This window comes from Pseudomonas sp. CC11G (assembly GCF_056174845.1).
Genome location: NZ_JBWBZC010000011.1, coordinates 23,432 through 48,084, shown reverse-complemented (window position 1 = coordinate 48,084; position 24,653 = coordinate 23,432). Strand labels below are relative to the sequence as shown.

Annotated in this window: 18 protein-coding genes, 1 tRNA gene and 3 pseudogenes; 6 read left to right on the top strand and 16 right to left on the bottom strand. The window is 59.5% G+C overall.

The window, feature by feature from the left end; genetic code table 11:
* Positions 1 to 69: 69 nt before the first annotated feature.
* The 9 genes from AC0V2S_RS14775 to tssB are packed head-to-tail and all read right to left on the bottom strand — an operon-like array spanning position 70 to position 10,172.
* Positions 70 to 609 carry a DUF3304 domain-containing protein gene (locus AC0V2S_RS14775; protein WP_475510401.1) on the bottom strand — a complete coding sequence of 180 codons (540 nt, stop codon included), beginning with the start codon at positions 607 to 609 and terminating at the stop codon, positions 70 to 72.
* Positions 606 to 1,385 (bottom strand): DUF4123 domain-containing protein, encoded by a 780-nt coding sequence (locus AC0V2S_RS14770; RefSeq protein WP_475510400.1) that lies wholly within the window; start codon positions 1,383 to 1,385, stop codon positions 606 to 608. The genes AC0V2S_RS14775 and AC0V2S_RS14770 overlap by 4 nt, the downstream gene beginning before the upstream one ends.
* The gene (locus AC0V2S_RS14765) at positions 1,382 to 3,781 is read right to left on the bottom strand and encodes a type VI secretion system Vgr family protein (RefSeq protein WP_475510399.1); all 2,400 of its coding nucleotides are present in this window, start codon (positions 3,779 to 3,781) and stop codon (positions 1,382 to 1,384) included. The genes AC0V2S_RS14770 and AC0V2S_RS14765 overlap by 4 nt, the downstream gene beginning before the upstream one ends.
* A gap of 54 nt (positions 3,782 to 3,835) precedes the next feature.
* Positions 3,836 to 4,327, bottom strand: a complete 492-nt coding sequence (locus tag AC0V2S_RS14760) for an Hcp family type VI secretion system effector (RefSeq protein WP_475510398.1) — start codon at positions 4,325 to 4,327, stop codon at positions 3,836 to 3,838.
* Positions 4,328 to 4,342: 15 nt separating this feature from the next.
* A complete protein-coding gene (locus tag AC0V2S_RS14755; RefSeq protein ID WP_475510397.1) occupies positions 4,343 to 6,055 on the bottom strand; it encodes an OmpA family protein in 1,713 nt (570 codons plus the stop codon).
* Positions 6,052 to 6,684 (bottom strand): type VI secretion system protein TssL, short form, encoded by a 633-nt coding sequence (gene tssL / locus AC0V2S_RS14750; protein WP_475510396.1) that lies wholly within the window; start codon positions 6,682 to 6,684, stop codon positions 6,052 to 6,054. The genes AC0V2S_RS14755 and tssL overlap by 4 nt, the downstream gene beginning before the upstream one ends.
* Before the next feature lie 38 nt (positions 6,685 to 6,722).
* Positions 6,723 to 8,078, bottom strand: a complete 1,356-nt coding sequence (tssK, locus tag AC0V2S_RS14745) for a type VI secretion system baseplate subunit TssK (RefSeq protein WP_475510395.1) — start codon at positions 8,076 to 8,078, stop codon at positions 6,723 to 6,725.
* A gap of 23 nt (positions 8,079 to 8,101) precedes the next feature.
* Positions 8,102 to 9,640 carry a type VI secretion system contractile sheath large subunit gene (gene tssC / locus AC0V2S_RS14740; RefSeq protein WP_475510394.1) on the bottom strand — a complete coding sequence of 513 codons (1,539 nt, stop codon included), beginning with the start codon at positions 9,638 to 9,640 and terminating at the stop codon, positions 8,102 to 8,104.
* Positions 9,641 to 9,680: 40 nt separating this feature from the next.
* Positions 9,681 to 10,172, bottom strand: a complete 492-nt coding sequence (gene tssB, locus AC0V2S_RS14735) for a type VI secretion system contractile sheath small subunit (RefSeq protein WP_475510393.1) — start codon at positions 10,170 to 10,172, stop codon at positions 9,681 to 9,683.
* A 469-nt stretch (positions 10,173 to 10,641) separates the two neighbouring features.
* On the opposite strand from tssB, the gene AC0V2S_RS14730 reads away from it, so the two are divergent.
* The 3 genes from AC0V2S_RS14730 to AC0V2S_RS14720 all read left to right on the top strand — a co-directional run bounded on the left by AC0V2S_RS14730 (position 10,642) and on the right by AC0V2S_RS14720 (position 14,426).
* On the top strand, positions 10,642 to 13,509 hold the full coding sequence (locus AC0V2S_RS14730) for a bifunctional diguanylate cyclase/phosphodiesterase (RefSeq protein WP_475510392.1): 2,868 nt from the start codon (positions 10,642 to 10,644) through the stop codon (positions 13,507 to 13,509).
* An 85-nt stretch (positions 13,510 to 13,594) separates the two neighbouring features.
* Positions 13,595 to 13,671: transfer RNA gene (locus AC0V2S_RS14725), tRNA-Met, on the top strand.
* Between the two features lie 149 nt (positions 13,672 to 13,820).
* A complete protein-coding gene (locus AC0V2S_RS14720; RefSeq protein ID WP_475510391.1) occupies positions 13,821 to 14,426 on the top strand; it encodes a hypothetical protein in 606 nt (201 codons plus the stop codon).
* A 631-nt stretch (positions 14,427 to 15,057) separates the two neighbouring features.
* Here the strand turns inward: AC0V2S_RS14720 and AC0V2S_RS14715 are convergent.
* Both AC0V2S_RS14715 and AC0V2S_RS14710 read right to left on the bottom strand, forming a co-directional pair.
* Positions 15,058 to 15,576, bottom strand: coding sequence for a transglycosylase SLT domain-containing protein (locus AC0V2S_RS14715; protein WP_475510390.1), 519 nt, complete (start codon positions 15,574 to 15,576; stop codon positions 15,058 to 15,060).
* A gap of 32 nt (positions 15,577 to 15,608) precedes the next feature.
* Positions 15,609 to 16,442: a hypothetical protein gene (locus AC0V2S_RS14710; protein WP_475510389.1), complete on the bottom strand. Its 834-nt coding sequence runs from the start codon at positions 16,440 to 16,442 to the stop codon at positions 15,609 to 15,611.
* A gap of 302 nt (positions 16,443 to 16,744) precedes the next feature.
* Here AC0V2S_RS14710 and AC0V2S_RS14705 point away from each other — a divergent pair, with 302 nt between their 5' ends.
* Both AC0V2S_RS14705 and AC0V2S_RS14700 read left to right on the top strand, forming a co-directional pair.
* On the top strand, positions 16,745 to 17,065 hold the full coding sequence (locus AC0V2S_RS14705; RefSeq protein WP_475510388.1) for a YdcA family protein: 321 nt from the start codon (positions 16,745 to 16,747) through the stop codon (positions 17,063 to 17,065).
* A 106-nt stretch (positions 17,066 to 17,171) separates the two neighbouring features.
* Positions 17,172 to 17,378, top strand: coding sequence for a hypothetical protein (locus tag AC0V2S_RS14700; RefSeq protein ID WP_475510387.1), 207 nt, complete (start codon positions 17,172 to 17,174; stop codon positions 17,376 to 17,378).
* Positions 17,379 to 17,486: 108 nt separating this feature from the next.
* On the opposite strand, the gene AC0V2S_RS14695 is transcribed toward AC0V2S_RS14700, so the two are convergent.
* The 5 genes and pseudogenes from AC0V2S_RS14695 to AC0V2S_RS14675 form a co-directional block, all read right to left on the bottom strand.
* On the bottom strand, positions 17,487 to 18,356 hold the full coding sequence (locus AC0V2S_RS14695) for an alpha/beta hydrolase (RefSeq protein ID WP_475510386.1): 870 nt from the start codon (positions 18,354 to 18,356) through the stop codon (positions 17,487 to 17,489).
* 112 nt (positions 18,357 to 18,468) lie between these two features.
* The gene (gene speA, locus AC0V2S_RS14690; RefSeq protein WP_475510385.1) at positions 18,469 to 20,382 is read right to left on the bottom strand and encodes an arginine decarboxylase; all 1,914 of its coding nucleotides are present in this window, start codon (positions 20,380 to 20,382) and stop codon (positions 18,469 to 18,471) included.
* Positions 20,383 to 20,522: 140 nt separating this feature from the next.
* Entirely contained in the window at positions 20,523 to 20,894 is a 372-nt protein-coding gene (locus AC0V2S_RS14685) for a translation initiation factor Sui1 (protein WP_475510384.1), read from the bottom strand.
* A gap of 195 nt (positions 20,895 to 21,089) precedes the next feature.
* Positions 21,090 to 21,649: pseudogene (locus AC0V2S_RS14680) on the bottom strand (NUDIX hydrolase).
* 1 nt (position 21,650) lies between these two features.
* Positions 21,651 to 22,721: pseudogene (locus AC0V2S_RS14675) on the bottom strand (DUF2333 family protein); the annotation flags it as partial.
* 293 nt (positions 22,722 to 23,014) lie between these two features.
* Here AC0V2S_RS14675 and AC0V2S_RS14670 point away from each other — a divergent pair.
* Positions 23,015 to 24,621: pseudogene (locus tag AC0V2S_RS14670) on the top strand (diguanylate cyclase).
* Positions 24,622 to 24,653 lie beyond the last annotated feature (32 nt).

Below are 24,653 nucleotides of genomic sequence, written 5' to 3'. Positions count from 1 at the left end.
GCTCGGGCCGAGCAGTCGAGCGACCTTGTTCTGGAAACTGCGGCGGATACCAAAGCGGTGCATGAATTACTACGGGCATGACGTCGGCTCCGGCAGTTTCAGCGCGGTTTTGATTGGGTAATTTGGGTTGCCATAGGCAAAACATGACGTGGTGACCTGGAGCTCATCGCACGGCAGAAAATGTACGGTCATGCCGCACACGTCTTGACCGGTGTAATCCGGCACAGCAATCAACTTGCTGTGCTCGCGCGTTTGAGCATCAATTTCTCTGAGCCATGCATCGTATTTATCTACGTCAGCAAAGCCGGGGAACCCTTTGGTAGTACCGACCCCCGTCTCCCAATCCACCCGCACAGTCATTCCCGGCGTCCAGCGCTCGGGCGCGGTGTAGCCCCAGCCACCACCGCCCCGTTGATACGGGCCAACAATGTCGATAGCCGGATTGCCATCAACGCTAAAGCGGTTAATCGCCCAGTGGGTATGGTTGATTCCATAGAGCGCGCCGGCGTGCGCCGCGCTGTTGAAAAGCGCCACGGCCATCACACCCAGCAGGGTTAATACGTGTTTTGGAATGCCGTGTTGGGCCGTGGCTTTGCTGATTACTTTCATGATTTGTGCACCGAACATAGGCTGTCGAAAACGAATTGCTCCCGTTGATCGGGCACCAAAAATCCCTCCTGCGTTGCCTGGAGCATGGCGGCGTAGCACGCTTGATATCGTCGTTCGGGCCCCCACTCGCCAGGCAACTGCGCAGAAAGGTTGCATGCAGCCACCGTGGCGTCGCTGGCACATCCCAATGTTTCCATCTGCGCATCTGTAAGCTCGAAGGGACTTACGCTTTCCGCCGACACTGGCGGCTCGGCCAGCCCCGCCAAGCGCTGGGACACCCCATCGCGATCGAGCCAAGTCCAGTTCAGGACAGGACGCAGCAATTGCTGCCGTTGCTCCGCGTCCAGGACGTGGCCGACCAGTAACGGAAACAGGCGCGGGTCGTGGAAGCGGAACAGGTGTGAAACCCCACCATTGCTCGCGTTAAGGCAACGCCCGAGGTAGGCGGCCAGGTCGGCAAATGGCCACAGCGAATGCAGCGCCAGCACGCGCACGCTGGGGTTGATCACCTCCAGCAGATGGGCAAACCATTGGCGCTGCGTGGCCTCGCTGAAATCCACCTGGATCAGCAATGGCGCCAGGTCGATCAGGTGCGCCTCCGGCAAGTCGGTGAACAGTGAATGGACCGTTTGTGGGGAAAAAATGGTGGTGATGCCCGGCAGCAATTGCAGCCCGCTACCGGCCGGATCAACGATGAAACTCAGACGCAAACCGGGCGTGTACGTGCAGTCGTTCTGCAACATGTCCAGCCAGGCAGAGAGTGGTGCTGACGTCATGCTTGGCCCTCCCGTGGCAACGCCGCCACGCTGCTCAAAAGGGCCTTTAGCACGCAAGTGACGCACGCGAATTTCGGCAGCTTGGGAAGCGGGAAATTTTTACTTTCGGGGACAATGAAACGGTGCTGCCCTTTCAACACCAGCGCCCCAGCACTGTGTACGTGCACCTCGCCTTGCGGTGTTATGCGGATAAAGCCGCCGCCACTGGCCAGCGTGATGCCGTTCTTCGCGGTCACCTGCACATGGCCTTCGGCGGACTGCACGGTGATGTCGTGTTTGGCGATCAGATTGACGCGGTTGCCGTGGGATTCGATTTCCAGCGGGCCGTCGCCGGACACCAGGCGCATGCCCTCTTGCTGGGCCAGCAGGGAGATCGCCTGATTGGCCTGAATGCTCAGGCGCTGGGTGGCGGCCAGATTGATTTCGTCCTGGCTTTGCAGGTACAGCGCACCGCCACTTTTGAGCAGCAAGCTGGCTGGGGTTACTGCGCTGATGCCCTGCGGCGCACTGAGCAAAATGGCTGGGCCATGCAGGCCTTTGGCGTCGGTTTGTAATTGCTGCAAACCCTCGACTGACGGTTGGCGGCTGTTATGCGCCAGCGCGACATCTTGGCCGTGCAGCATCTGCTGCCTGGCACCCTCGACCATGGCAGTCGCGGCGTTCATGGCGAGCACGTGCCCGCCGGCACCGAGCTGTTCGTCGGCGCTGATAAACAACCCCTTCCCTGCCCGAATCGCACCCCAACCGTCGGTGCGCAGTTCAAAACCTTCGCCGCGTTTCTGTCGGTCGCCGTCTACCAGGTGGCCGAGGTTGAGTTGGCTTTTGCCGCTGTGTTCGGTGCTGAGTTTTACGTGCTCTTCGCCGCGGCTGTCGTCCAGGCGCAGTTTGTTATTGGCCGGGGTGCGCAGGACGTTGCGTTTGTAGTTGCGCAGGGTGACGTGGTCGGCGTGTTCGCTGTCGTGCAGGGCGTGGGCGATATAGGGCCGGTCGGGGTCGCCCTCTTCGAAGGCGATGGCCACTTCGGTGCCGGCCAGCAGCGGCAGGTGCAAGCCGTGGCTGGCACCGGCGTAGGGGCGTGCCAGGCGCAGCCAGAGGCTTTCGCCGCCGGGGGCCCAGGTGTCGCGGTCGAACAGAAAGCTGACTTTGTAGCGCCCTTCCAGGTTGATATGGCTATAGGGATCGTTGGCCTGGGTGCTGGTGATGCGCGCGGGGATGGTGCCGGCCATTTGTGGTTTGGCCAGCCGTTGCGGCCGGAAGCAGTACTGCTGCGAGAACGGGATGGCGTTGAATTGCACGGCCAGACTGCGGTCACGCGCGGCAGTGGTGATCAACTCGGTCAGCACGGCTCCGGTGGCGAAAGCTTGCGGCGCGCCGCCGGTGACTTTTAGCACGTGCCCAGGTGCCAGGCTGGCACTGCTGCTGATGCCACTGAGGTGGGTTTGGCCATTGAGCAACTGCTCATGGCGCAAGCGGGCGAAGAAGTAGCCGCTTTCGCTTTCGAGTGCTTCGCGCTCAGCCAGTGCGTCGCCCATTACGGCGTAAGGCTCGCCAAATCGATGGGCATCGCCGTAGGTAATGGGCGCGCCTGGGCGGGCAGCGATTTCGCCGTCCAGATGGGCCCTGGCATCACGCGGCGTGTAGCTGCGCAAGGTGACTTGCTGCTCCACGACCGCATGATTGGCTTGCAGTTGCCATACGCCGTCCTGGCCGTTGCTGGTGGTGCCGGCTGGCGGTCGATACGGCAGCTCGATGCCGAACTGATAGGCGCGCTGGTCGTCGTGAAATTCAACCACTTCGATACCCAGGCGGTCGTCACTGGTGAAGCGATACCAGATGCCCACTTCGGCCAGCAGCCGGGCGATGAATGTCAGGTCGCTCTCGCCGTACTGCATCACCTGTTCGCGCTTGGGATACTCGCGATGCAGGGCGAAATGCAGGTCTTGCCCACGGAACGCATGGCGGCTGCGCAGAATGCTTTCGACAATCTGCGGCACTGATTGCTGCTGATAGATGCGGTATTGCTGACCACGGTTCAGCAGCGCCAAACGGGGTTCGAGCGTCACTTCGTAAGCGGCCTGATCGTTGGAGCCGGCTACGCGTTTAAAGCTGGTGATCACGCCGTACAGGGTACGCAGTGGCTTGGCAGCCTCAGCGTCCGCAGAGTGAACGCGCTGGTGAATGGGAGGTGCATGCAGGCTGAAACTGCCCTCCTGACCGAGGACCTGAGCGGCATCGATATCGCGCTCCGTAGAGGTGAATTCGATGTGGTAGGAGAACGCTTTACTCAGCCCCTCTTCGCCACGAAAGGCCAGCACGTCGAAGGGTATATCGAGCGCACGCACTTTCAGTCGATGACGGCTGTGGTCGAAAAAGGGAACGGCAGGTTGGCTGGCCATTTTCACACCTCAAGGAAGCGAGACAGCGGCCGGATAACCGACCGCGGGGTTTGATCAAGCGCTTTGGCGCTCGCTCCAGGCGTCGGAGTGAATGATGTTGCCGTCCTTATAGGTGACGGTGATCTTTTCGTAGCGCAGCTGCACCTGCTCCAGGTGGTTATGTTTTTCCTTGGAGGGGTCTTTGACGTCGTGCATTTTCTTTGCGTATTTCACGACCTTGACGTTCTCCAGTTTGATGTTGAAGTACTCGGTTTCCTGGCCGGCGTCGTCGACGCGGTACCACTTGAACTCGGCACCTTTGAGGGTCTGCCCGGTGGTTACCGCCTTGAACAAGTAAGGGGTGGAGGCATCGATTACTTTTTCAAACGAAAACGGGGTGTGCACTCGCGTGCCGGTCAGCTTGCCGGTGCTGTTATCGGTGGGGATTTGCACGTTGTAGTCATACGCCAGCACCTCAATGCTGCCTTCGCGTTTCTGCATATCTACAGATCCCTTGATGGCGGCGCCGCCGTCGTCCTGCAGCCACAAATAAACGGGAATAGCCATATGAAGCTCCTTGTTTCAGAGGGTAATAGCCGCTGCTTGCGGCGGTGGTGAGTCCGGGCCTGAATGGGGCATGCACGCGCCCCGCTCGGGCACCAGACGGATATCGACGCGACGGTTGGCCGCCCGCCCCTGTTCAGTGGCATTGCTGGCAACCGGCTGGCTGGCCCCCAACCCCTGAACGGCGAAGCAGTGGGCGGGAATGCTGCCCATCTGTTGCATCCAGTCACGCACGGCATTCGCACGGGCCAGCGACAGCTGCTGGTTGTTTTCATCCGGACCGATGGCATCGGTATGACCGCTGACCAGAATCAGCCAGCCGGGACGGGCCTTGATCTCGCTGATGGCATTGATCAGCACCTTGGCGGAGTCGGGCTTGAGCGTGGCGCTGCCGACGGCGAACAGTGACAGGCTGTTGAGCTGCACCCCTTCGCCGGCCGGAGGAGTGTCCGCTGCGCGGCCAAGGGCGGCGAGGGTTTGCAGCAGCGGGGCACGCAGGCGCTCGCCGCGATACAGGCCCAAGCCGAGCGCCAGCGGCTCGCCATGGCGGTAGTAATTGCCCAGCACGCTGGCGTGCTGATGCAAGACGGCAAGGGCGTTTTCATGACGGGCGCTGGTCGGAGGGTCGCGACGCACTGCCTGGTACTCGCGCAAGTCATCGCTGACCTGGCGCGCCAGCAAGGTGTTCTGCCAGGCGGCACTGCTTAGCGCGATTCCCCCTGCCACCGCGAACAACCACAACGCGATGACACCGGCCCGGTGCAGGGGTGCCCGTTCAGGCTCAAGCGACAGCATGGCCAGAAGCGGGTCTGGCAGGGGTAACTTGGGGGTCGCACCGCGCGGCGGTGGCGCGCTTTCGTAGAGGCCGGTGCAGTTGCCCAGCCAGCGCTGCCAGAGGTTATTGGGCACACCCAGCGCCAGCCCTGGCAGCAGAATGACGCCGCACGCTTTGGCCATACAGGGCGGGTCATACGCCTCGCCATCGGTTAGCGGTGCAATGACGCTCTCCGCCAACCAGGCCATGGCCGCATTCCACTGCACGACACTGCGCAATCGACACGCGCCGGACACCAGGTTGGGGGCTTGGCGTTGCCAGGCAGCGAGGCGCAGGTGGCTGCCCTGTTCCAACACATAAAGACTGGCGCAGTCAGGGCGCCAGCCGATCCATGGGCTGTCCCGATGCCTGGCGGGCAGGTAACTGACCAGCAGCAACGGCAACCCGATACCGCGGCGACGGGCACGTGTCAGTTGATGACGCAATGCTTTGAGCTCGGCAGCCAATCCCGAACCGACGGCGCGCTCACTGGGGTTGACCACCATAATGACGCACAGCTGGCGACCCCAATGCGGGCGAAGCGCCAAGACTCTGTCCACGACGGCGGGTAACCGTTGTGCGCCGGCGATGGACAGGTAACAGCCCGCATCGGTCAGGCGCAGTGCCACGCTATCGCCACACTCGCCGCCGAACAGGGCGTCCAAACCATCGCCGCACACCAGCGCCACGGGCTGCTGATAATTCGGTGCGGGCAATGTCGCATCGTCCATCAGCACCAACGCTGCTCCCTGCTCTGTGAGATTTCGTGCAGCCCAACCCCAGCCGATGGCAACGACAACCACAATGGCCACGCCAGCCTGCAGCGCGACCCAGCCGGTGATCGGCAGGAAAACCAACAACGCCAAGGCGAGCAGGCCCGCCCATAGCCACACGGCACGCATCAGACGAAGCGTCATGGGCTTACCCCACTGACCATCAACGAATCGATGGCGCGTTCCAACATCTGGTCCAGCCCCCACCACAGCCCGAGCAACACCACGCCGGCGGCAAGCAGGTGAACCAGCGGCGCGTGCAACCAGTGAGAGAAGCGCGCTGAACGATCAACCATCGGCGCGCACGATGCGGCTAACGCACAATCGAGCGGCTGAACCCGGGCGGTCAGTGCCGCCATCAGTTGCTCACGGGCCGGATCGTTTTCGGCGCGGTAGCGGCCCAGAAAGCCGAGCATCAGTACGCGCTGGAAAACGGTCAGCAAGTGAGGATCCGGCGCGGGCTCGTTCAACACCTGCCGGATATTTTCATACAGCGTTTCGCCACCCTGATGCTGCTTGAAAAACCTCGCTTGCAGCGACTCGCCTGCCCATTTCTCATGGGCCAGGCCCTCACTGGATAGGAGCACTGCTTCATCAAGCAACGCGCACTGCGCGTGACCGATTAAATCGATACTGCGCTGACTCATACCAGCTGCGTTGAGCGCTTCCTGCACCTGCGCAACCTGCTTGGCACACTCCTCTTTGAGGTTCTGGTTTTCGTTGGCCGAGGTGCCGTTGCGCACCTGTACCACCAGCAAGTAACTGTCTTGCAACAAGGCGTCCGTATCGACGGTTAACGCGCACGTAGACGTCACGAGCGCAGCACCGCAAACAGTTCCAGCTTCACCTCCAGCAAGGTGGCCGGCACATAGAACGCACAGACACCTTCAGCCAGCACCAACTGTCCCATTTGGTGGTGCATATCGAGAGCGAAATACTGGTTTTCGAGGCGCAGCGGAATGGCCGCTGGCACGTGGCTGAGCGGCACCAACGGCACGCCATCAAGAGCGGCATTTACCAGATGATCAACGTCTTCGGGCGTACCGACTTTGCACAGTCGCGGGAATTGCTCCTGCACCTGAATCGCCGACGACTGGCAGCGTACGGACAGGTAATAATCAGCGCCATCGCGCTCACGCAGACGAGCATCGTGCAACGTGACCTGCCAGCGATGGGCGCCGGTTTCTTTCAGTTCCAGCGCAATGACCCGTGACGGCAGACTGGCCTCCAGCAAGGACGACAGCGTGCGCATCAGGGGTGGGAATACCGCCTGCAAATTCTGGTGCTGATAGGCGGGAATCTTGTCGATGTCGTGTTCCAGAGAAAACGTCAGCAGGCTGCCGGCCAGTTTCACCAGTTCGAGATAAACCAGCTCCGGCGGGCGTTCGGGATGCGCCTTTAGTTCCGCCAACACCGGCTGGTAACTGTTCAGCGCATTGAGCAGCCAGAACAGCGAAACGTCCGCCACGGCAAAGTCGGCCATGCGCTGGTTGCTTTCCCGGCGCATGGCCATCAGGCGCTGCCGCTTGCTGGAAAGCTGGGTCAGCAGATTGTCCAACTGCATCAGCAGCCCCGTATGGGCGGAGAAGATCAGCAGCGGCGGCACATAGTCGGTGTCGATACTCCACAGCCCCAGCGGATCGCGAAGCAGACGCGCCACCGGGCAGGTGAGGTATTGACTGTTGTCATCGGTTTCCAGGCGCAGGCTCAATTGATGCTCCTGCACACCGATGGATACGGCATCTTCACCGTAGAGGTCCTGGACCTCGTGCCAAACCTGCCTATAGCGGGTGGGCCGCTCGGCACGCTTACCCTCGAACACACAGTTATTGCCGTTGCCCTGCTCAAGGGGCAGCGCCAGCACGAACGTGGCGCGCTGCGTGTCTTCGCTCAACACGCTGGCCAGCTCGATAGCCGGAGGTAGAGAGTCCACTCGCTGGCTGTCGATCAGGGTGCCGTCCGGCATGCGCACACCAAGCCGAACGGCCTTGAGTTTGCCCAGGCGCAAGGCCTCGTGATCGAACGCAGCCGTCTTCACGCCCCAGGGATAAACCAGCGCCAGGTGCGCCAGGTTGGCGGCGTTCCAGGCGTCCCAGCGCGTCTGTTGCTGGAACTGCTGGGCCGCCAGCAACACGCCGGTAGCCCAAAGGGGACGGTGGATTCTCATGGCGTTTTTCCCTGCGCCACGGCTCAGGCCTTCGCCTTGGGCATTTGCGACACCAGCGACAAGTTGATGTCCATGCCCTCCACCTGAAAGTGCGGCACGGCGTACAGCTTGACGCGGAAAAAGCCCGGGTTGTCGTCGATGTCTTCGACGGTGACCTTGGCCTCACGCAGAGGATGAGAAGCCTGAAGGTCATCGCCCGGGTCGGTCATTTCGGTGACCAGCCCGCCGACCCACTTGTTCAGCTCCAGCTCGAGAAGCCGGCGGTCCTTGGTGGTGCCGATGTTTTCGCGCTGGATTAGCTTCAGGTAATGGGCAATGCGCGACAGCAGGAAGATATACGGCAGACGCGCATTGATGCGGCTATTGGCGGAGGCGTCGGCGGTGTCGTACAGGACCGGCTTCTGCGTGGAGTTGGCCGAGAAGAAACAGGCGTAGTCACGGTTCTTGTAGTAGGACAGCGGAATAAAACCCAGATTGGCGAATTCAAATTCGCGGGTTTCCGGGATCATGATTTCGGAGGGGATCTTTACCTGGTTGCCAGTACCGAGGTCATACAGATGTATTGGTAAATCGGTGACCGCACCGCCGGACTGCGGCCCGCGGATCTGCACGCACCATCCGTTGTTGATAAAGCTCTTCACCATATTGGCGGCGAAGGCGAACGAGGCGTTGGTCCACAGGTACTTGTTATGGTCCGGGCCTTTTACGCTTTCCACATAGTTGAAGCTGCGCACCGGGACGGTGTCCGGACCGTAGGGCAGGCGCCCGAGCACACGTGGCATGGTCAATCCGATGTAGCGGGCATCGTCGCTTTCGCGGAAGGACTTCCACTTGATGTACTCGGCACGGTCGAAGTAGTTGCCGATATCTTTGATGGCCGCCACTTCTTCCATAGAGTCTTTGCCAAAAAAGGCCGGCCCCACGGCGCCCACAAACGGCATGTGGGCCGCCGCCGACACTTTGGAAATATTACGCAGCAGGGCGATGTCTTGCGGGCTGCGGTCAAACTCGTAATTGGAGATGGCCGCCGCAATTGGCTCGCCACCCGGCGTGTCGTACTCCTGAATATAGGAGTGCAGATACAGGCCGCTTTGCGCGACTTCCGGTACGTCTTCGAAGTCCTGCACCAGATGTTCTTTGCTGATATCCAGCAATTCGATGCGCACGTTCTGGCGGAAATCGGTTTGATCCACCAGCGACTTCACCCCGCGCCAAGTCGACTCCACGCGTTGAAAATCCGGGTGATGCATCACCGCATCGAGTTGGCGGCTGATCTGCTGGTCCAGTGCGCCGATATGCTCGTCCAGCAGGGCCTTGTCCAAGCGGTCGACGGTCTGCGCCGCCTGCTCAAGCAAGCCGAGAAATACGCTGACCGCCGCCGTCACGCGCTCGTCAGCCGAGACTTCGGACAATGCATCGCTGTTCTGGAACGGCTCGATAGCCCCCAGCGAAGACACGGTATTCAGATTGATCTTGTCGAATAGCGCCGAATAAACGCTTTTATTTTCTTCGGGCAACACTTCAGCGTCCCGCGAAGAGTCGGGTATATGTTCGTGCGGCATTAGTTATATTTCCTACAAAAAATAACGGTATCTGGCGGTGTTACCCGTGATTGGTGAGCGCAGCAAGTTCTATACGCAACTCACCCCGTAGCGCTTCATTTCTTAAAATACGTTCAAGTTCATAGCGAAAGGTGGCGTTATCCAGCAAGTTGGATTTCAGGTCACGTAGCAAATTGCGCATCGCCAACAGCGCGCGCAATTGCGGTATCTGTCTCGCAACCTGTTCGGGCTCGAAATCTTTCATTTTCTCGAAGCAGAGTTGGATCGCGGCCTCGGGACCATCGGCGACCAACGTATTCACTACCGCCAGCTTCAACTTCGGCGAAAAGTCGGCCAAGACGTTATCGAAGTTGTTTTTGTTGACGCTGACCTTGCATCGCGTCGACAGCGGTCGCTGCTCGCGCCCGTTGCTGTAGTCGCCTAGCAGCATAAGCTTTAACGGCAGTTCAACTTTTTGGCTGGCGCCGCCGGTATGCAGATCCAGCTTGATATTGACCCGAGCCTTGGGTACTTCGTTTTGAAAGCTGCTCATTGTCTTCCCTCACAATGCCTATGTTGCAAATATGTTCGGCTGCAGTTCAGCAAGTTGAACACGCTCAAACCTTGCCGAACTTTAAAAGAAATTTCCATAGCCAAATTTAATCAAAGACCAAACCTACATTTTCTAGAGATATAGCCTAGCCCCACACTGACGAGACCCTTTTAGTCCGCGACCTCTAAGCGTTTCTGTAATTAAATACTTAAATATAACTTGCAAGAAAAAACCTACTTAATAGCAAGCCTGAAACAACAAAAGCATAAAAATGACCTCAAGAGGGGAGCAACATATTTATTTGCAACAGAACTAAATAACTCCAAAAATCCGCTGCAAATTAAGTAATCCCTTGGAACGCCCAACTACCCATCCACTCGTGAATCAGGCAATTCCCACGTGCTCGCTTGCCAGCGCGTGGGTGTAGGCCCGAAGATGGGCCCCAGTCAGCTTCTGGCTTGGAGCGCCAATGAATTCGTCCACCCTGCCCCACGGCTCGCCCCACGCGAGCGCCTTTGCCAGCGCCATCAGCACCTTGCTAGCGAACGCCTGCAAATGGCCGCAGACACACGCTTGGGCTTGGTACCGAGTGAACGATCATTTGCACCTCAGCGGCCGCGGCGAACCTGACGCCGAATGGCCAGACAGCCTTGCACCCGAACAACTCGACAGTTTTTGCCAAAGTCGTCAACTCAGGCGCTGGTCGACAGGCAGCGGAGAGAGCGTGCTGGGCTGGCTGCTCGCGCCGCAACAGTGCAGCCCTGAAGACACCATCGCGCTGACCGACCTGGCGCAACAATTGGCCCTGCAAACCCAGGCCGTGACCCTGGCCCGCGCCCAGCTAACCCAACGGGTGCTGTACGAAATCACCTACCTGGCCACCTCCACCCGCGAACGCTCCGAGTTCCTTATGGGCGTGCACCAGCAGTTGGCCAGCCTGATCGACGCGGAAAACTTCTATCTGTCGCTGTACGACTGCGACACCCGCAAGATCACCTACCCCTACTACGTCGACATCATCGACACCGAAGCGCTGGAAGCGGAAACCTACGAGTACCTCGACCCCGAGCATCTGTCCCTCACCGGCATGGTGCTCACCAGTGGCCAACCGCTGCTGATCGACGCTGCGGGCATTTACGCAGCCGAAGCCCAGGGCCGGTTTTTCTGCGTAGGCCACAAGCCGGAATTCTGGATGGGCGCACCGCTGAAGAATGCGTCCGACGAAGTGTTCGGCATGCTCGCCATGCAGGTGTATGAAAAGTCTCGGGTGTACAGCTCCGAAGACCGCGCGCTGTTTCTGGTGGTGGTGCGCCACGTGGCCATGGCGCTGGACCGCATCCTGCACCGTGCCGACCTGGAAGAAACCGTGTCGCGCCGCACTCTGCAACTGTCCGAGCTGAACCACACATTGCGCCAGGAAGTGGCTGATCGAGAACGCGCCGAGCACTTGCAAAGCGCCTTGTTCCAGATCACCGAGCTGTCCAGCCAGCCCGGGGAAATGGTCGACCTGTTCCGCGGCCTGCATAGCATCGTTGGCGAGCTGTTGTTCGCTCTCAACTTCTATATTGCCCAGTTCGACCGGCAACTGAACGAAGTGAGTTTTCCCTACTTCGTCGACGAACAACGCAGCGACCCGCCGCCCTCGCGCCGTGGCCGCCGCGGCCTTACCGAATACGTGATACGCCAACGGCGCCCCTGTCTGATTGACTACGACGAAGCCTCACGGCTGATGGACGTCGGCGAAATCGAGCGCAGCAACGAGCCGGTGCGCTCGCAATCCTGGCTGGGCATTCCGCTGTTCGCCGACAACGACGTGCGCGGCGTGTTGGTGGTGCAAAGCTACGAACCCAACGTGCGCTATACGCTGCGCGACCAGGAGCTGCTGACTTTTGTGTCGCGGCATATCGACACCGCATTCTCCCGTCGCAACGCCGCCGAAGCGGTGCAGGCGGCCAATCTGCAACTGGAAGAACGCGTACAGAGCCGCACCCGCGAACTGGACTACGCGAACGCCAAACTGCAGCACGAAAACACCCACGACTCGTTGACCGGCCTGCCCAACCGCAGCCACCTGCAACACCGCCTGAATCTGGCGTGGGGCGACTTCCACGCGCACGGCCAGCAGTTGGTGGTGATGTTTATCGACCTCGACCGTTTCAAGCTGATCAACGACAGCCTCGGTCATCACTTCGGCGACCTGCTGCTCACCGAAGCCGCCGCGCGCCTGCGTGCCTGCCTGCGCGGTAGCGACCTGTTGGCCCGCCTGGGCGGTGACGAATTCGCCGTACTGGCCCCCGGCGCCCCACTGGAAGTGGCAATCGGGATTGCCGAGCGCATCCTTACCGAATTCGATGTGCCGTTTGTCATCGACGGCCACACACTGTTTTCCTCGTGCAGCATCGGCATCGTCAGCGCCGACCAGCAGTTCCATCAAGAACCGGCCGACCTGCTGCGTGACGCCGACACCGCCATGTACCGGGTAAAGAACGCCGGCCGCGACAGCTTTGCAGTATTCAACCAGGAACTGCGCCGCGAAGTGTCCGACCAGATGGAACGCGAAGGAGCACTGCGCAATGCACTCAAACGCAGCGACGAACTGGTGCCGTACTTCCAACCCATCGTTAACGTGCGCACCGGCGAGCTGGTTTCCCTGGAAGCACTGATTCGCTGGCAGCAACCCGACGGCAGCGTGCTGGCCCCAGGGTATTTCCTGCCGGCGCTGGAAGGCCTGCGCCTGATCGGCCGCCTTGACCTGTACATGCTCAACAGCGTGGCAGAAATTCTCGCCAAGCCCGAGCACGCCAACTGGCCGCCAGTGCACGTCAACTGCTCCAGCTACAGCATCACCCGCCCGGAATTCGCCGAAGAAGTGCTGGCCCTGCTCGCCCGCCACAGCATCGCGCCGGCACGCATTTGCCTGGAGCTCACCGAAGGCGCACTGGTGGCGGAACCCGCGCAGGCACAACGGACCATGCAGCAACTGTCCGACCAAGGCATGAGCGTGGTGCTCGACGATTTCGGCTCTGGGTTTTCATCCCTGAGCTACGTGCACCAATATCAATTCAGCGGCTTGAAGATCGACAAATCCTTTATTTTCGAACTCACCACCAGCTCCCGCAGCCGCGCCATCGTGCGCGCCATTGTGCGGATGGCCGAATCGTTGGGGTTGTCAGTGGTAGCGGAAGGCGTGGAAGACGAAGCTACGCTGCAATTGCTCAGAGAGATCGGCGCCGGCCAGGCCCAGGGCTACTACTTCGCCAAACCACTGGCCCTCGAGCAGCTCACGCAAAACCCGCTGATGCAGCCAAGCGGCATCACCCAAAGCGATACCCACTAGAAGCTAAGCGATTGATCGTGCGTGAAAAAAGGAAGAAATTTCAGCTTGACAGCCAAGCCCGACCCAAGAATAATGCGCGCCACTTGGCTACATAGCTCAGTTGGTTAGAGCATAGCATTCATAATGCTGGGGTCCGGGGTTCAAGTCCCTGTGTAGCCACCAAACAAAACAAGGGTTTAGCGAAAGCTAAGCCCTTTTTTGTGCGCGTTAGAAAAGCGGGAAAGGTGACTACATCACTGCCTCACAGCCCACCTCGAAATTTCCCTCACTCGTGCCTAGAATCCAAGCCGAACCCACACGGCTGGAAATGGATGACCAATCTCCCCCCTGACGAACTCGAGCAAGCGCAGACAGCGGTTTTTGTGCTGATCGGGAAATGCATTCTTAACCTGCAGTTGTATGAGCAGGCGCTTAAAAACCTGTTGCCGCACTTTGAAGTGTCGAGCTATGGGCCAACGCCAAAGCAGCAACGGGAGAAGCTTGCAAAGCTTCCAATGGGCTCCCTCATTCGGCTGCTGTTAGAAAGGACCGCCGAACTGGATGAAGCCCCCAAAGAACCGGAACTGCCTGCCGGCCAGAACGTTGCGTTTCGCTCGCGCTTCAGAATCCCGGTGAACGCCGAGCGAGCCAAGCAGATTTCCGACGACCTAACCGACCTTCTGCAGAAGCGGAATTTCCTGGTTCATCATTTTCGCAGTGAGTTCAGGCTATCAACCGAAAGCGGATGTTTGGCGGCGAAGGCTTATCTAGATAACTTAAATGAGCAGGCGAAAAGAGCGGTTACTCAGATAAATGAAATCGGGAATGAGCTCAATGAAAACAGGGCGCTATTGTCGAGCTTCCTGATATCCCCTCAGGTGATTCAGCTTATCGATGAGATGGGAAATGGCACGACATGCCCTGATGGTGTCCAGTAAGACTTTCGCGGAAGGAAATGGTGGTCTGTCCCCGATTACTCAATTCAGACTGCGGGCGCCCACTAACGCGTCGCCCGCAAAACCCAACCCAAGCCGAATTACTTAGTCTTCGTCTGAACAATCAACTGCCAAAGAATTTTATCGCCGGTGGTGTGCTGCCTATGACTCTGCGGCGGAAGAGGATCCCCCTTGTTGGAAGTCACTTCATCCCGCAACCGGCACAACGGTAAATTCCGGAGGCGGGGCACTCTGTTCCGGGGTGATACAGGTATCGCCACACACTACCGTCGGGCTCAGTTGTCTTCTCAAGATACTTCTGAGTATTTACTACGTAAAAAGCCATTTTTCATTCCTTCTTTTAAAAGTCGACTAATCAAACTCCAAACTCATAGAAACTTCGCCTAAACCAGAGTTCGGCTAGGAAATAGCGAAAGAATCCAATGCCCGTAGAGTGAGCCTATATAGTTATCTACTTTTGCAATATTTGAACTCAGACCGCTCTTCGAACCGGAGCGAAAGTTCTTAGGTACTGCAGGAAGAATCTTGATTCTTCCTGCAGTACCTTGCGTTGCGACTATTCGGGAGATGCCACGTTAGATGGAAGAAAATCTGATGCAACCGTTACTCCGCGCTAGGCAGACGCATTCCCCACCTCCAACCCCTTCTCCAACTTAGCCCTAACCTTCGCCGCCGTCTCCGCCTTGGTAATCTTCCCATCCCGATTAAAATCCAACCCTGCATTCTGGATATAACGCTTCGGGTGCTCGGGGTCGCTCTTATCGAACAGCACAAAATCCAGCGGCTTACCGATAGCGACAGGCCAGAGAATGGCCATATACACATCCTCCAGCGACTTCAATTTCCCCGTCCGCGGCAAGAAGTATTTTTCCACGAAGTCGAGTTGCTTCACCGCGCTCATGGCGGCCAGTTGCTGCGAGGTGGTGCCTAGCGCTTGGGCGGTGCTGGGCATAAATTGGATAAGCCCGACCGCGCCACTGCCGGCGGCGTTCTTGATGGAAGGGCTGAAGGTTTCGCCGGATTCAAAGGCCATGCAGGCCATCAGGAAGTTGGGATCGACGCTCAGCGTGGTGGACATGCCAACGACGCGGTCGCGGAATGGTTTGGATACTTTCTGGCCCCAGGCAAGCATATAAGTCTCCTCGTTGTGGATAACACCTCAGGTTATTTTTTGCCCAACCACACTTCCAGCGAACCCAACGGCGCGCTGATGGCCCTTACCCGATAGGGGTAGGCGTCCGGATAACCAAGGGATTTGAGTTGCTCGACGATGACCGCGGCCTGATCGGCATCCTGGTCGTTGAAGTAGCGAACATTGGGGTTCTCTGGAACCTGCGCTTTGCCGGCAATGTTCTCGATGCCGGGAACGGCAAACCCCAGGCCCGACAGGTTGTTGCGAAGCTCCGTCATGGATTGGCGCTGTGCTTCATCGTTGATGTGGATAAACACCCGTGTAGTTTTGGGTTTTGGCAGGCTGGTTTGCACCATCAGGCTTTCATTGCGAATGCTGATTTTCTCGGCGAGATTGGCTTTGAGACTTACGTCCTCGGGAGACGCTTCGCCCTTCTGCTCTTTGGATTCCAGCTGCGCGACCTTGGCCAGGTCCGCTTCGTTTTCCTTGATGTGTTTATCCACGATCTGCTCGTAGTTACTCCACGCATCACGGATTTCGCCGTTGGGCGAGACGGCTACAAAGTATTCGGAGAGCAGTTTGCGTTTTTCCAGGCTGTCGGCCTCCAGCACCGTACTGACGTACTTGTCGAAGACCTCCATTTCCTTGATGTCCTGGTCGCGCTCACGAAAACCGTCGTTGATGATCGACGCCGACAGGGTGATGGCGACCGACGCCACGAACCATTTGCCCAGTTCGATGATCTTGTCGATGTTTTCGTTTTCGATGGTTTTGTTTTTGATGATCAGAAAGATGACCACCAGGCCGCACATGGAAATGCCGATAAAGGCCAGCGACAGCCACAGCGAAATACTCCCCGTATCCATATCTGCAACGTCCTCAATCAGGTAGACGAGCGCACTTCACCGCCTGCGTTTGCCAACGCTGGCGGATCGATGGGCAGTTGATTGCAGAAGCTCCTGGAGAGAACGATGCAGAACAGGGCGAACGCCGGGCTGCATCCTTGTCGGAGCACAACGTGATGAACCTAGTACAGGGTTGGCGGGCTGTCCAAACGGGGAGACAGGTGACGGCGAGAAAATGGCTGGGCAGAATCGGCCGCAGTACGTTGGACGGATAGACCGATCGCCCGCCATATCGCCCTATTACGCGCAAAAAGGATCTCGCCGTGCTCGCCCGTTTCGCTCAGCTTGCCCTCCTGCTTACCGCCCTCGGCCTTGCCCAACCCAGCTTCGCCAACACGCCCTGCTCCGGCGCCAAAGGCGGAATTGCTCGCTGCGATGGGCCGCTATTTGTATGCAACGACGGCTCGATCAGCGGTTCGAAGAAGAACTGCTCGGCGAGTGTGGGTGGCAGCCAGGCGCCGCTCAAAGCCGTCGGCAGCAGCAACGGCGACTGTCCCTGCGGCGGCGGCTCGCTGTGTGTGGGGCCGCGCGGCGGGGAGTATTGCCTGACGCCGTCGGGTAACAAGAGCTATCGGCGCAAGTAGTCACTCGGCTATCCCGGCACCGGCCCGTAGAATGGCCGGCACTGCCTGCGCAGCCACAAGCAGGCCAACTACTTATAGAGGCGCCCCTGGGCGTCGCGGAGAGAACATGAGAGACGATTTCGACGATATCCGCGCTGAGCGCGACCGGCCTACCCGTACCAATAGCAGCAGCTCGAATCAACACGCCGGCCTGTGGAAACAGATCGCGCTGGGCATTGTGGTGGGGTATCTGGTGCTGGGCGTTTTGAGCGTGATTGGTTGGTCGGTGTTCGCGCATTTGGCGCTGGGTACGCTTAAGTTGGGCGCGCCGTAGTAGCCCCCTCTCGTTATCTTGAAGACCTGAAGAGCATCGAGGCTGAAGCCTCTCCCACGAAAGATCGCGCCACCTGTAGGAGAGGCTTCAGCCTCGAGCTTTTAATCGTCAGGGCGTACGCCCACCATCACTGTCGATAAACCGCGCAATCTCTTCCAGCGCAGGCGCTTTGTAACGCAGCGGCCGCGATAGCGCCGCAACCAACGTGATATGGCTGACGTTGTCGTAGTAGTGCTCGCTCACGGGCACTCCGACCGCGCGCAGGCGCTTGGCCAAGCCGCCGGTGTTGCGTTGCGGGTTGACCAGGTCGTCGTCGCGGGCTGCCAGCAGCAGGGCCGGTGGGGTGTTTGCGGTGACGTGGTTGATCGGTTGCGAGTCCGGTGGGCTGTTGGGGTAGAAGAACACCGGGCGTACGTCCGGATTTTCGATGGGTAGAAAATCGTAGGGGCCTGCCAGGCCGATCCAGCCACGAATCGCGCTGGCGTCGAGGTGTACTTCGGCCAGCAGGCGCGGGTCGAGGACGAGCATCGCGGCGTTATAGGCGCCGGCGCTGTGGCCCATCACGAACAGGTGCTCGGGGTCACCGCCGTAGGTGCCTATGTGCTCGCGAACCCAGGCGAAGGCTTTGGCGTTGTCTTTGAGAAAGTCGGGGTAGCGCACTTGTGGATAAAGGCGGTAGTCGGCAATCACGGCGACGTAGCCCTGGCTGGCCAATGCCTCGCCGACAAAGCGGTAGTCGTTGCGTTCGCCGCTATTCCAACTGCCGCCGTAGAAGAACAAAACCACCGGCGTGGGGCCGGGTTTCTTTACGGTGGGCGTGTAGATATCCAGCTGCTGACGGGGGTCGCTGCCGTAGGCGATGGCGGTAGTTTTTGTGTAGCTGTCAGTCGGGGTGATGGCGTTAAGCAAACCGACTGGGGAACACGCGCTGAGCAGCGCGCTGATGGCGAGAAAAAATGGGGTTAGCAGTAGACGCATACGGGGTGCTGCTCCTGCAGGTGACGCCACCTGTAGGAGCGAGCTTGCTCGCGAAGGGCTCTTAGAGCTTCGCGAGCAAGCTCGCTCCTACGAGGAGTAGCTGTCGTTTGGGTTACGACGACAAGTACGACGAACGCGTCAGCCCCAACCGCAGCGCATCGAGGAACTGGGTGCGTTCCCGTGGGCTGATCTTGGCGCTGGCGACTTTGTCGCGGTAGTGCGTCATCAACTCCTCCGGCGACAAGTGCACGTAGCGCAGCATGTCTTCGATGGTGTCGTGGGTTTCGATACCGGCGTGGTACGCGGTGCCGTCGGCGTTCTGGTAGATGTTCACCGAGTCGGTGTCACCGAACAGGTTGTGCATGTCGCCGAGAATTTCCTGGTAGGCGCCAACCAGGAAGATACCCAGCAGGTAGTCCTCGCCTTCACGCACTTCGTGCACCGGCAAGCTGGTTTCGATGCTTTGTTCGTCGACGTATTGCTTGATCTTGCCGTCGGAGTCGCAGGTTAAGTCCTGCAGCACGGCGCGACGCAGCGGTTCTTCACCCAGACGATGCAGCGGCAAAATCGGCAGGACCTGGCCGATAGCCCAGGTGTCCGGCAGGCTCTGGAATACGGAGAAGTTGCAGATGTATTTGTCGGCGAGCTTGTCGTTCAGTTCGTCCAACACTTGACGGTGCGAGCGCTGGCGAGCTTTCAGCGAGTTGTGCAGGCGACGGCACACGGCGAAGTAGCACTGCTCGGCCAGGGCTTTCTGGGTCAGGCTGATTTTGCCGTCAGCGTATTGGCTGGCCACGTCGCTCATGTAGTGGGTGGCGCGCCAGTAAGTTTCGGTGACCATTTCCAGATCGGTCGGACCGAGCAAATCGACCAGCCACTGCACGGTTTCCGGCAGGTTTTCCTTGTCGTCGATGGTCGGCACGTCGTCGTTGTGCTTTTCCACATCGGTCACTTGCACCACCAACATGGCGTGGTGGGCGGTGAGGGAGCGGCCGCTTTCCGAGAAGATGTGCGGGTGCGGCAGTTCCTGCGCGTCGCAGAATTCTTTGAGCATGCCCACCACGACGCCGGCGTAGTCGTCCATGTCGTAGTTGATGGAGCTGGCATTGCGCGAGTGGGTGCCGTCGTAGTCCACACCCAGGCCGCCGCCGACGTCGATATGGTCAACCGGCAGGCCAAGGCCGCGCAGTTCGCCGTAGTAACGGATGGCTTCTTTGAAGCCGTGCTGGTAGTCGGCCAGGTTGGCGATCTGCGAGCCCATATGGAAGTGCAGCAGGCGAATGCCCTGGTCGAGTTTGGCGGCGCGGAAGCGCTCGACCACCGACAGCAGTTGCGCGGCAGACAAACCGAATTTGGATTTCTCGCCGCCGGTATCGGCCCACTTGCTCGAGGCCAGCGAAGACAGGCGCACACGCAGACCAACCTGCGGCGCCACCTTCAGTTCAGCGGCTTCTTCGATCACCAGCTGTACTTCGGATTCTTTTTCGATAACGATAAAAACGTTGTGACCGAGCTTCTGGCCCATCAGCGCCAGACGAATGAATTCGCGGTCTTTGTAGCCGTTGCAGACGATGGTGCCGCCCTTCGGCGCCAGCGCCAGCACGGCCAACAGCTCGGGCTTGGAGCCAGCTTCCAGGCCGATGGAAACGTTCTGGGTGGCGATGATGTTTTCTACCACCGCTTCCTGCTGGTTCACCTTGATCGGGTACAGCGCGGTGTATTGGCTCTGGTATTCAAGGCGCGCGATATTGGCGTCGAAGGCGCCGGTCAGCTGGCGTACGCGGTCTTGCAGAATGTCCGGGAAGCGCACCAGCAACGGCAGCGACAGGCCGCTCTGACGCAGTTCTTCAACCTGTTCGAAAAGATCGATAGGTGCGCTGTTTGGGCCGCTGGGGCGCACTTCGACACGGCCCGCTTCGTTGATGGCGAAATAACCGGCGCCCCAATGGCGAATGCCGTAAACGCTGCGGCTGTCCGCGACTGTCCATTGGCTGCCGTCATCTTTACGTGTGCGTCGTACGGACATTCAGGTTCCCTTCTTAAAAGAATTCAAAAGCGCCGGGCAGCCCCGACTCGTGCAAGGTAAGCAGTGGACATGACGATTACTGAGGTGTTCAGCCGCGTCGATGGCAAACGGGTAAAAGGCGAAGTTTAGGAGGCAGTCTGTCAGCCGCCAGATTTCTTTGCTTTGAAGCCCTGTTTGAGCAATTCATCGAGGAGCAGCTGCACATGGTCGCCCTGGATTTCGATGATCCCGTCTTTCAACGAGCCACCGCAGCCGCACCGCCGTTTGAGCTGGCTGGCCAACTCTTTCAGCGGTTCTTCGGCCAGCGGCACGCCGGTGATGGTGGTCACCGTCTTGCCGCCGCGACCTTTGGTTTCGCGGCGTACACGGGCGATGCCATCCCCATCGGGAATGGCGGTCTGTTTACAGATGCAGGCGTCCACAGGTTTGCTGCAGTCGGGGCAATGCCGGCCTGCATCGGTGGAAAACACCAAACCGCCAAGGGCGGAAAAGGACGAAGCTTTCTTGACCACCGGGTTGTTCCTCGGTCAGGAAGGTCCAGCGCAGCGTTATGGAATGGTTGGACCTGAAAGCGACTAGCTGACAAAGGTGTCAGCCGCGAAGCCCCACTCTGGCAGGGGCAGCGCACCTGGGCCGGGAGGCTCAGGCTTGAAAGGCGGCGAAGTGTACCGATAAAAGCGGCTGTTGCTAATAGCCAATTTGCGCCATTAAACGCCGAATTCGCGACCTGCTGCCTGGCTGCGCACGTAGCGTTTGAGGGCATCGAGCGAGTCGGGGCAAAACGGTTGGCTTTCTGCGGCGGCCAAGGCGGCCTCAAGGGGCATAAACCGCGCTTCCAGCACTTCTTCGGGTTGCAGGCGCAGCGGCGCATCGGAGACGGCGGAAAACACCGCGCACCACAGGCGATTGCCGGGTTGGTCGAAGAAGAAATGTTCGTGTGCAGTCAACGGCACGCCACCGATGCCAGCTCTTCTTCCAACTCGCGGGCGGCAGACTCGGCGTAGCTTTCGCCCTGCTGCACCATGCCGCCGGCGGCTACATCCCAGTAACCGGGGTAGATGGCTTTGCTCAAGGTGCGCCGGTGCACGCAGAGTTCGCCGGCGCTGTTGAACAACAGGATAAAAGTGCCGCGGCCGATCAACCCGCGTTCACGCAACTCGGCACGCGGCAGGCTGCCCAGTTCGTTATCGGCGTCATCGACCCAGGCGATCTGTTCGGCGTCGGAGGCCGCGCGGTGCGCGACCTCCTGTTGGGACACAGCAACCATAACCCTGACTCAGCAACTGACGCAGGTCGATGATGGCGGCGTTGGCGCGGGAGATGTAGTTGGCCATCACCAGCGAGTGGTTGGCGAGAATGCCGTAGCCGCTGCCGTTCAGCACCATCGGGCTCCACAGCGGTTCCTGACTGGCTTCCAGCTCACGAATGATCTGCCGCACGCTGACGGTGGCGTTCTTTTTCGCCAGCACGTCGGCGAAGTCAACTTCGATGGCACGCAGGATGTGCGACAGCGCCCAGGCCTGGCCACGGGCTTCGTAGAACACGTTGTCGATCTGCATCCACGGCGTTTCGTAGACCTCCTCGCGCACGGCCGGCACGTCGCCAGCGGTAACGGACTGCTCAGGCTCTTTCACGACGCTGTTCAAACGTACCTGGCCGACGCTGGCGGACAGGCGCTGCGACAACGAACCCAAACGGGTAGCGGTGTCGCCCAGCCAGTTGTTCAGGTTGTCGGCGCGGGTGTAGAACTGCGCGCTCGGCTGGTTCGGGTCGGACAGGCGCGCCAGGTAACGGTCGAGGGATTTGATGCCTTCGCGGTACTCGGCTTCAGAGGCCGGCAATGCCCAGCTTTTATTGTCGAAGTTGAAACGCGGCTCGGCTTTGGCCAGATCCGGGTCTTCGGTGGATTGGGTCTGCGAGCGGGCGAAGTCTTTACGCAGCGCGCGGGACAGGTCGCGTACCTGCACCAGCACGCCGTATTCGAAGCTCGGCATGTTATCCAGCCACAGGCCGGGCGGTGCCAGGTCGTTCGAGAGGTAGCCGCCGGGTTTATCCAGCAAGGTGGAGACGACTTTCTTCAGGGTTTCGACGGTGGTGTAGCCGCTCACCAGTTTGCGATTCGCTGCTTGCGCGGCCTGCTGGGCATTTTGTTGCACTTGAAACAGGCCCGGCTCCTGGCTCCACCACCAGCCAATCAGGCCGGCGCCAATCAAATAAAGAGCGAGCAAGGTGCCCAATGCGCGGCTTACCCACAGGCCGCCGAAGTAGCTACGAGCGCCATCTACCGAGTTGCCGACGCCATCACGTACGGTGCTGGCGCGGTTCTTCCAATTCAACATGACCTAGTCCTTTCAATCGAAGTCAGCAGTTCGACCACAGCCTGACTGGAGGGTGCCGCCTGTTTGGCACTATAAGGGAACCGCTTGCGGATGCGCAGCGCGACAACGCAAACTTACCGCTGGTCCTGTAACAAGTCTGACATGCGTAGTACTTCTCGCCGCCCGTCAAAATTTTGCTACTTGACTGGCGTCAAATGATCGACGGTACTAGCGTACAAATTAAGCATTGGTAGCATAGCGCCACCATTCGAGCCGCCTGAGCGGCAACCGCGTACTAAAGAAGACGTCCGGCCATGTCCGAGCAAGAAGACCTCAGCAGCGATCGCCTCAAACACCACTTTGCCCAGCGCGTGATTCACCAGGCGCGGCAAGTGCTGGAGGTGTGGCAACGGCTGCAGGAGCGCGAATGGAACGACGCCGAACTGGCCGAAGCCAACCTGCGTTTACTGCGTTATGCCGAGCGTTTTGGTCAGGACGAACACGCCCAACTGGCCCGCAGCATCGGCCAGTGCCTCGAGGCCAGTGGCGCCAATAAAGGCCGTCTCAATAGTGCGCTGATCACCGAGCTCAACCAGTTGATGCAGCGTCTGTCGCGTACCGGTTTGCGCCATGGCGACCAATACGAACAACCTTCCTGCCGCCGCTGCGCAAGCCCGTGTACGTCGGCCTGCAAGACCGCGAACGTGCCGAGCGCCTGGCGCAGCAACTGGAATTCTTTGGTTTGAGCGCGCAGTCGTTCGCCAACGTCAACGCCTTCCGCGCCGCCATGCGCGAGCGCCATCCAGCCGCCATCCTGATGGAAGTGGACTTCGCCGGTATCGGCAAAGGCCTTGAGCTTGCCCACGAAATTCAGCAAGACCTCGAGCAAAAGCTACCGCTGCTTTTCTATAGCGAAGAAGAAACCGACACCCCTACCCGCCTGGCGGCCGTGCGCGCCGGCGGGCAAGAATTTTTCACCGGCAGCCTGGATGCTTCCACGCTGCTGGAGCGTATTGAAGTGCTCACCCATGTGAGCCAGTACGAGCCGTTTCGCGTTCTGATCATCGATGACTCGCGCGCCCAGGCCACCCACACCGAACGGGTACTGAACAGCGCCGGCATCATTACCCAGACGCTCACCGACCCGATCAAGACCATGAGCGTGCTGGCTGAATTCCAGCCTGACCTGATCATTCTCGACATGTACATGCCCGAGTGCAGCGGTACGGAGATGGCCCAGGTGATTCGCCACAACGACCGCTATGTGAGCGTGCCGATCATTTACCTCTCGGCTGAAGACGATCTGGATAAACAGCTCGATGCGATGAGCGAAGGCGGCGACGACTTCCTGACCAAACCGATCAAGCCGCGTCATTTGATCGCCACGGTGCGCAACCGTGCCGAGCGTGCGCGCAACCTGAAATCGCGCATGGTCCGCGACAGCCTCACCGGTTTGTACAACCACACGCACATCCTGCAGTTGCTCGACGACACCCGCACCCGCGCCCGTCGCGACAATCAGCCAGTGACGTTTGCCATGCTCGATATCGACCACTTCAAAAAAGTGAACGATGTGTATGGCCACCCCATGGGCGACCGCGTGATCAAAAGCCTGGCGTTGTTTCTCAAGCAGCGGCTGCGCAAGACCGACCATATCGGCCGCTACGGCGGCGAAGAGTTTGCCGTGGTATTACCCAATACCGACGCGGCCACGGCGGCGAAAGTGCTGGATGGCATTCGTCAGCGTTTCGCTGAAATTCACTACCCCGCGACCCCGCAGGATTTGTCCTGCACCTTTAGCTGCGGTATTGCCCAGTTGCTGGATGACATGGACAGCAACGAACTTTCCAAGCGCGCCGACCAGGCGCTCTATGTCGCCAAACACGGCGGCCGCAACCGCGTGGACATCTTCGAAAGCTGACTTTCCACCCAGGAAAAAGCGTGACGCCCGTC

Coding starts and splice junctions, on each gene's coding strand:
- AC0V2S_RS14775 (WP_475510401.1), bottom strand. CDS start 609: ATGAAAGTAATCAGCAAAGCCACGGCCCAACACGGCATTCCAAAACAC.
- AC0V2S_RS14770 (WP_475510400.1), bottom strand. CDS start 1,385: ATGACGTCAGCACCACTCTCTGCCTGGCTGGACATGTTGCAGAACGAC.
- AC0V2S_RS14765 (WP_475510399.1), bottom strand. CDS start 3,781: ATGGCCAGCCAACCTGCCGTTCCCTTTTTCGACCACAGCCGTCATCGA.
- AC0V2S_RS14760 (WP_475510398.1), bottom strand. CDS start 4,327: ATGGCTATTCCCGTTTATTTGTGGCTGCAGGACGACGGCGGCGCCGCC.
- AC0V2S_RS14755 (WP_475510397.1), bottom strand. CDS start 6,055: ATGACGCTTCGTCTGATGCGTGCCGTGTGGCTATGGGCGGGCCTGCTC.
- tssK (WP_475510395.1), bottom strand. CDS start 8,078: ATGAGAATCCACCGTCCCCTTTGGGCTACCGGCGTGTTGCTGGCGGCC.
- tssC (WP_475510394.1), bottom strand. CDS start 9,640: ATGCCGCACGAACATATACCCGACTCTTCGCGGGACGCTGAAGTGTTG.
- tssB (WP_475510393.1), bottom strand. CDS start 10,172: ATGAGCAGCTTTCAAAACGAAGTACCCAAGGCTCGGGTCAATATCAAG.
- AC0V2S_RS14730 (WP_475510392.1), top strand. CDS start 10,642: ATGAATTCGTCCACCCTGCCCCACGGCTCGCCCCACGCGAGCGCCTTT.
- AC0V2S_RS14720 (WP_475510391.1), top strand. CDS start 13,821: ATGACCAATCTCCCCCCTGACGAACTCGAGCAAGCGCAGACAGCGGTT.
- AC0V2S_RS14715 (WP_475510390.1), bottom strand. CDS start 15,576: ATGCTTGCCTGGGGCCAGAAAGTATCCAAACCATTCCGCGACCGCGTC.
- AC0V2S_RS14710 (WP_475510389.1), bottom strand. CDS start 16,442: ATGGATACGGGGAGTATTTCGCTGTGGCTGTCGCTGGCCTTTATCGGC.
- AC0V2S_RS14700 (WP_475510387.1), top strand. CDS start 17,172: ATGAGAGACGATTTCGACGATATCCGCGCTGAGCGCGACCGGCCTACC.
- AC0V2S_RS14695 (WP_475510386.1), bottom strand. CDS start 18,356: ATGCGTCTACTGCTAACCCCATTTTTTCTCGCCATCAGCGCGCTGCTC.
- speA (WP_475510385.1), bottom strand. CDS start 20,382: ATGTCCGTACGACGCACACGTAAAGATGACGGCAGCCAATGGACAGTC.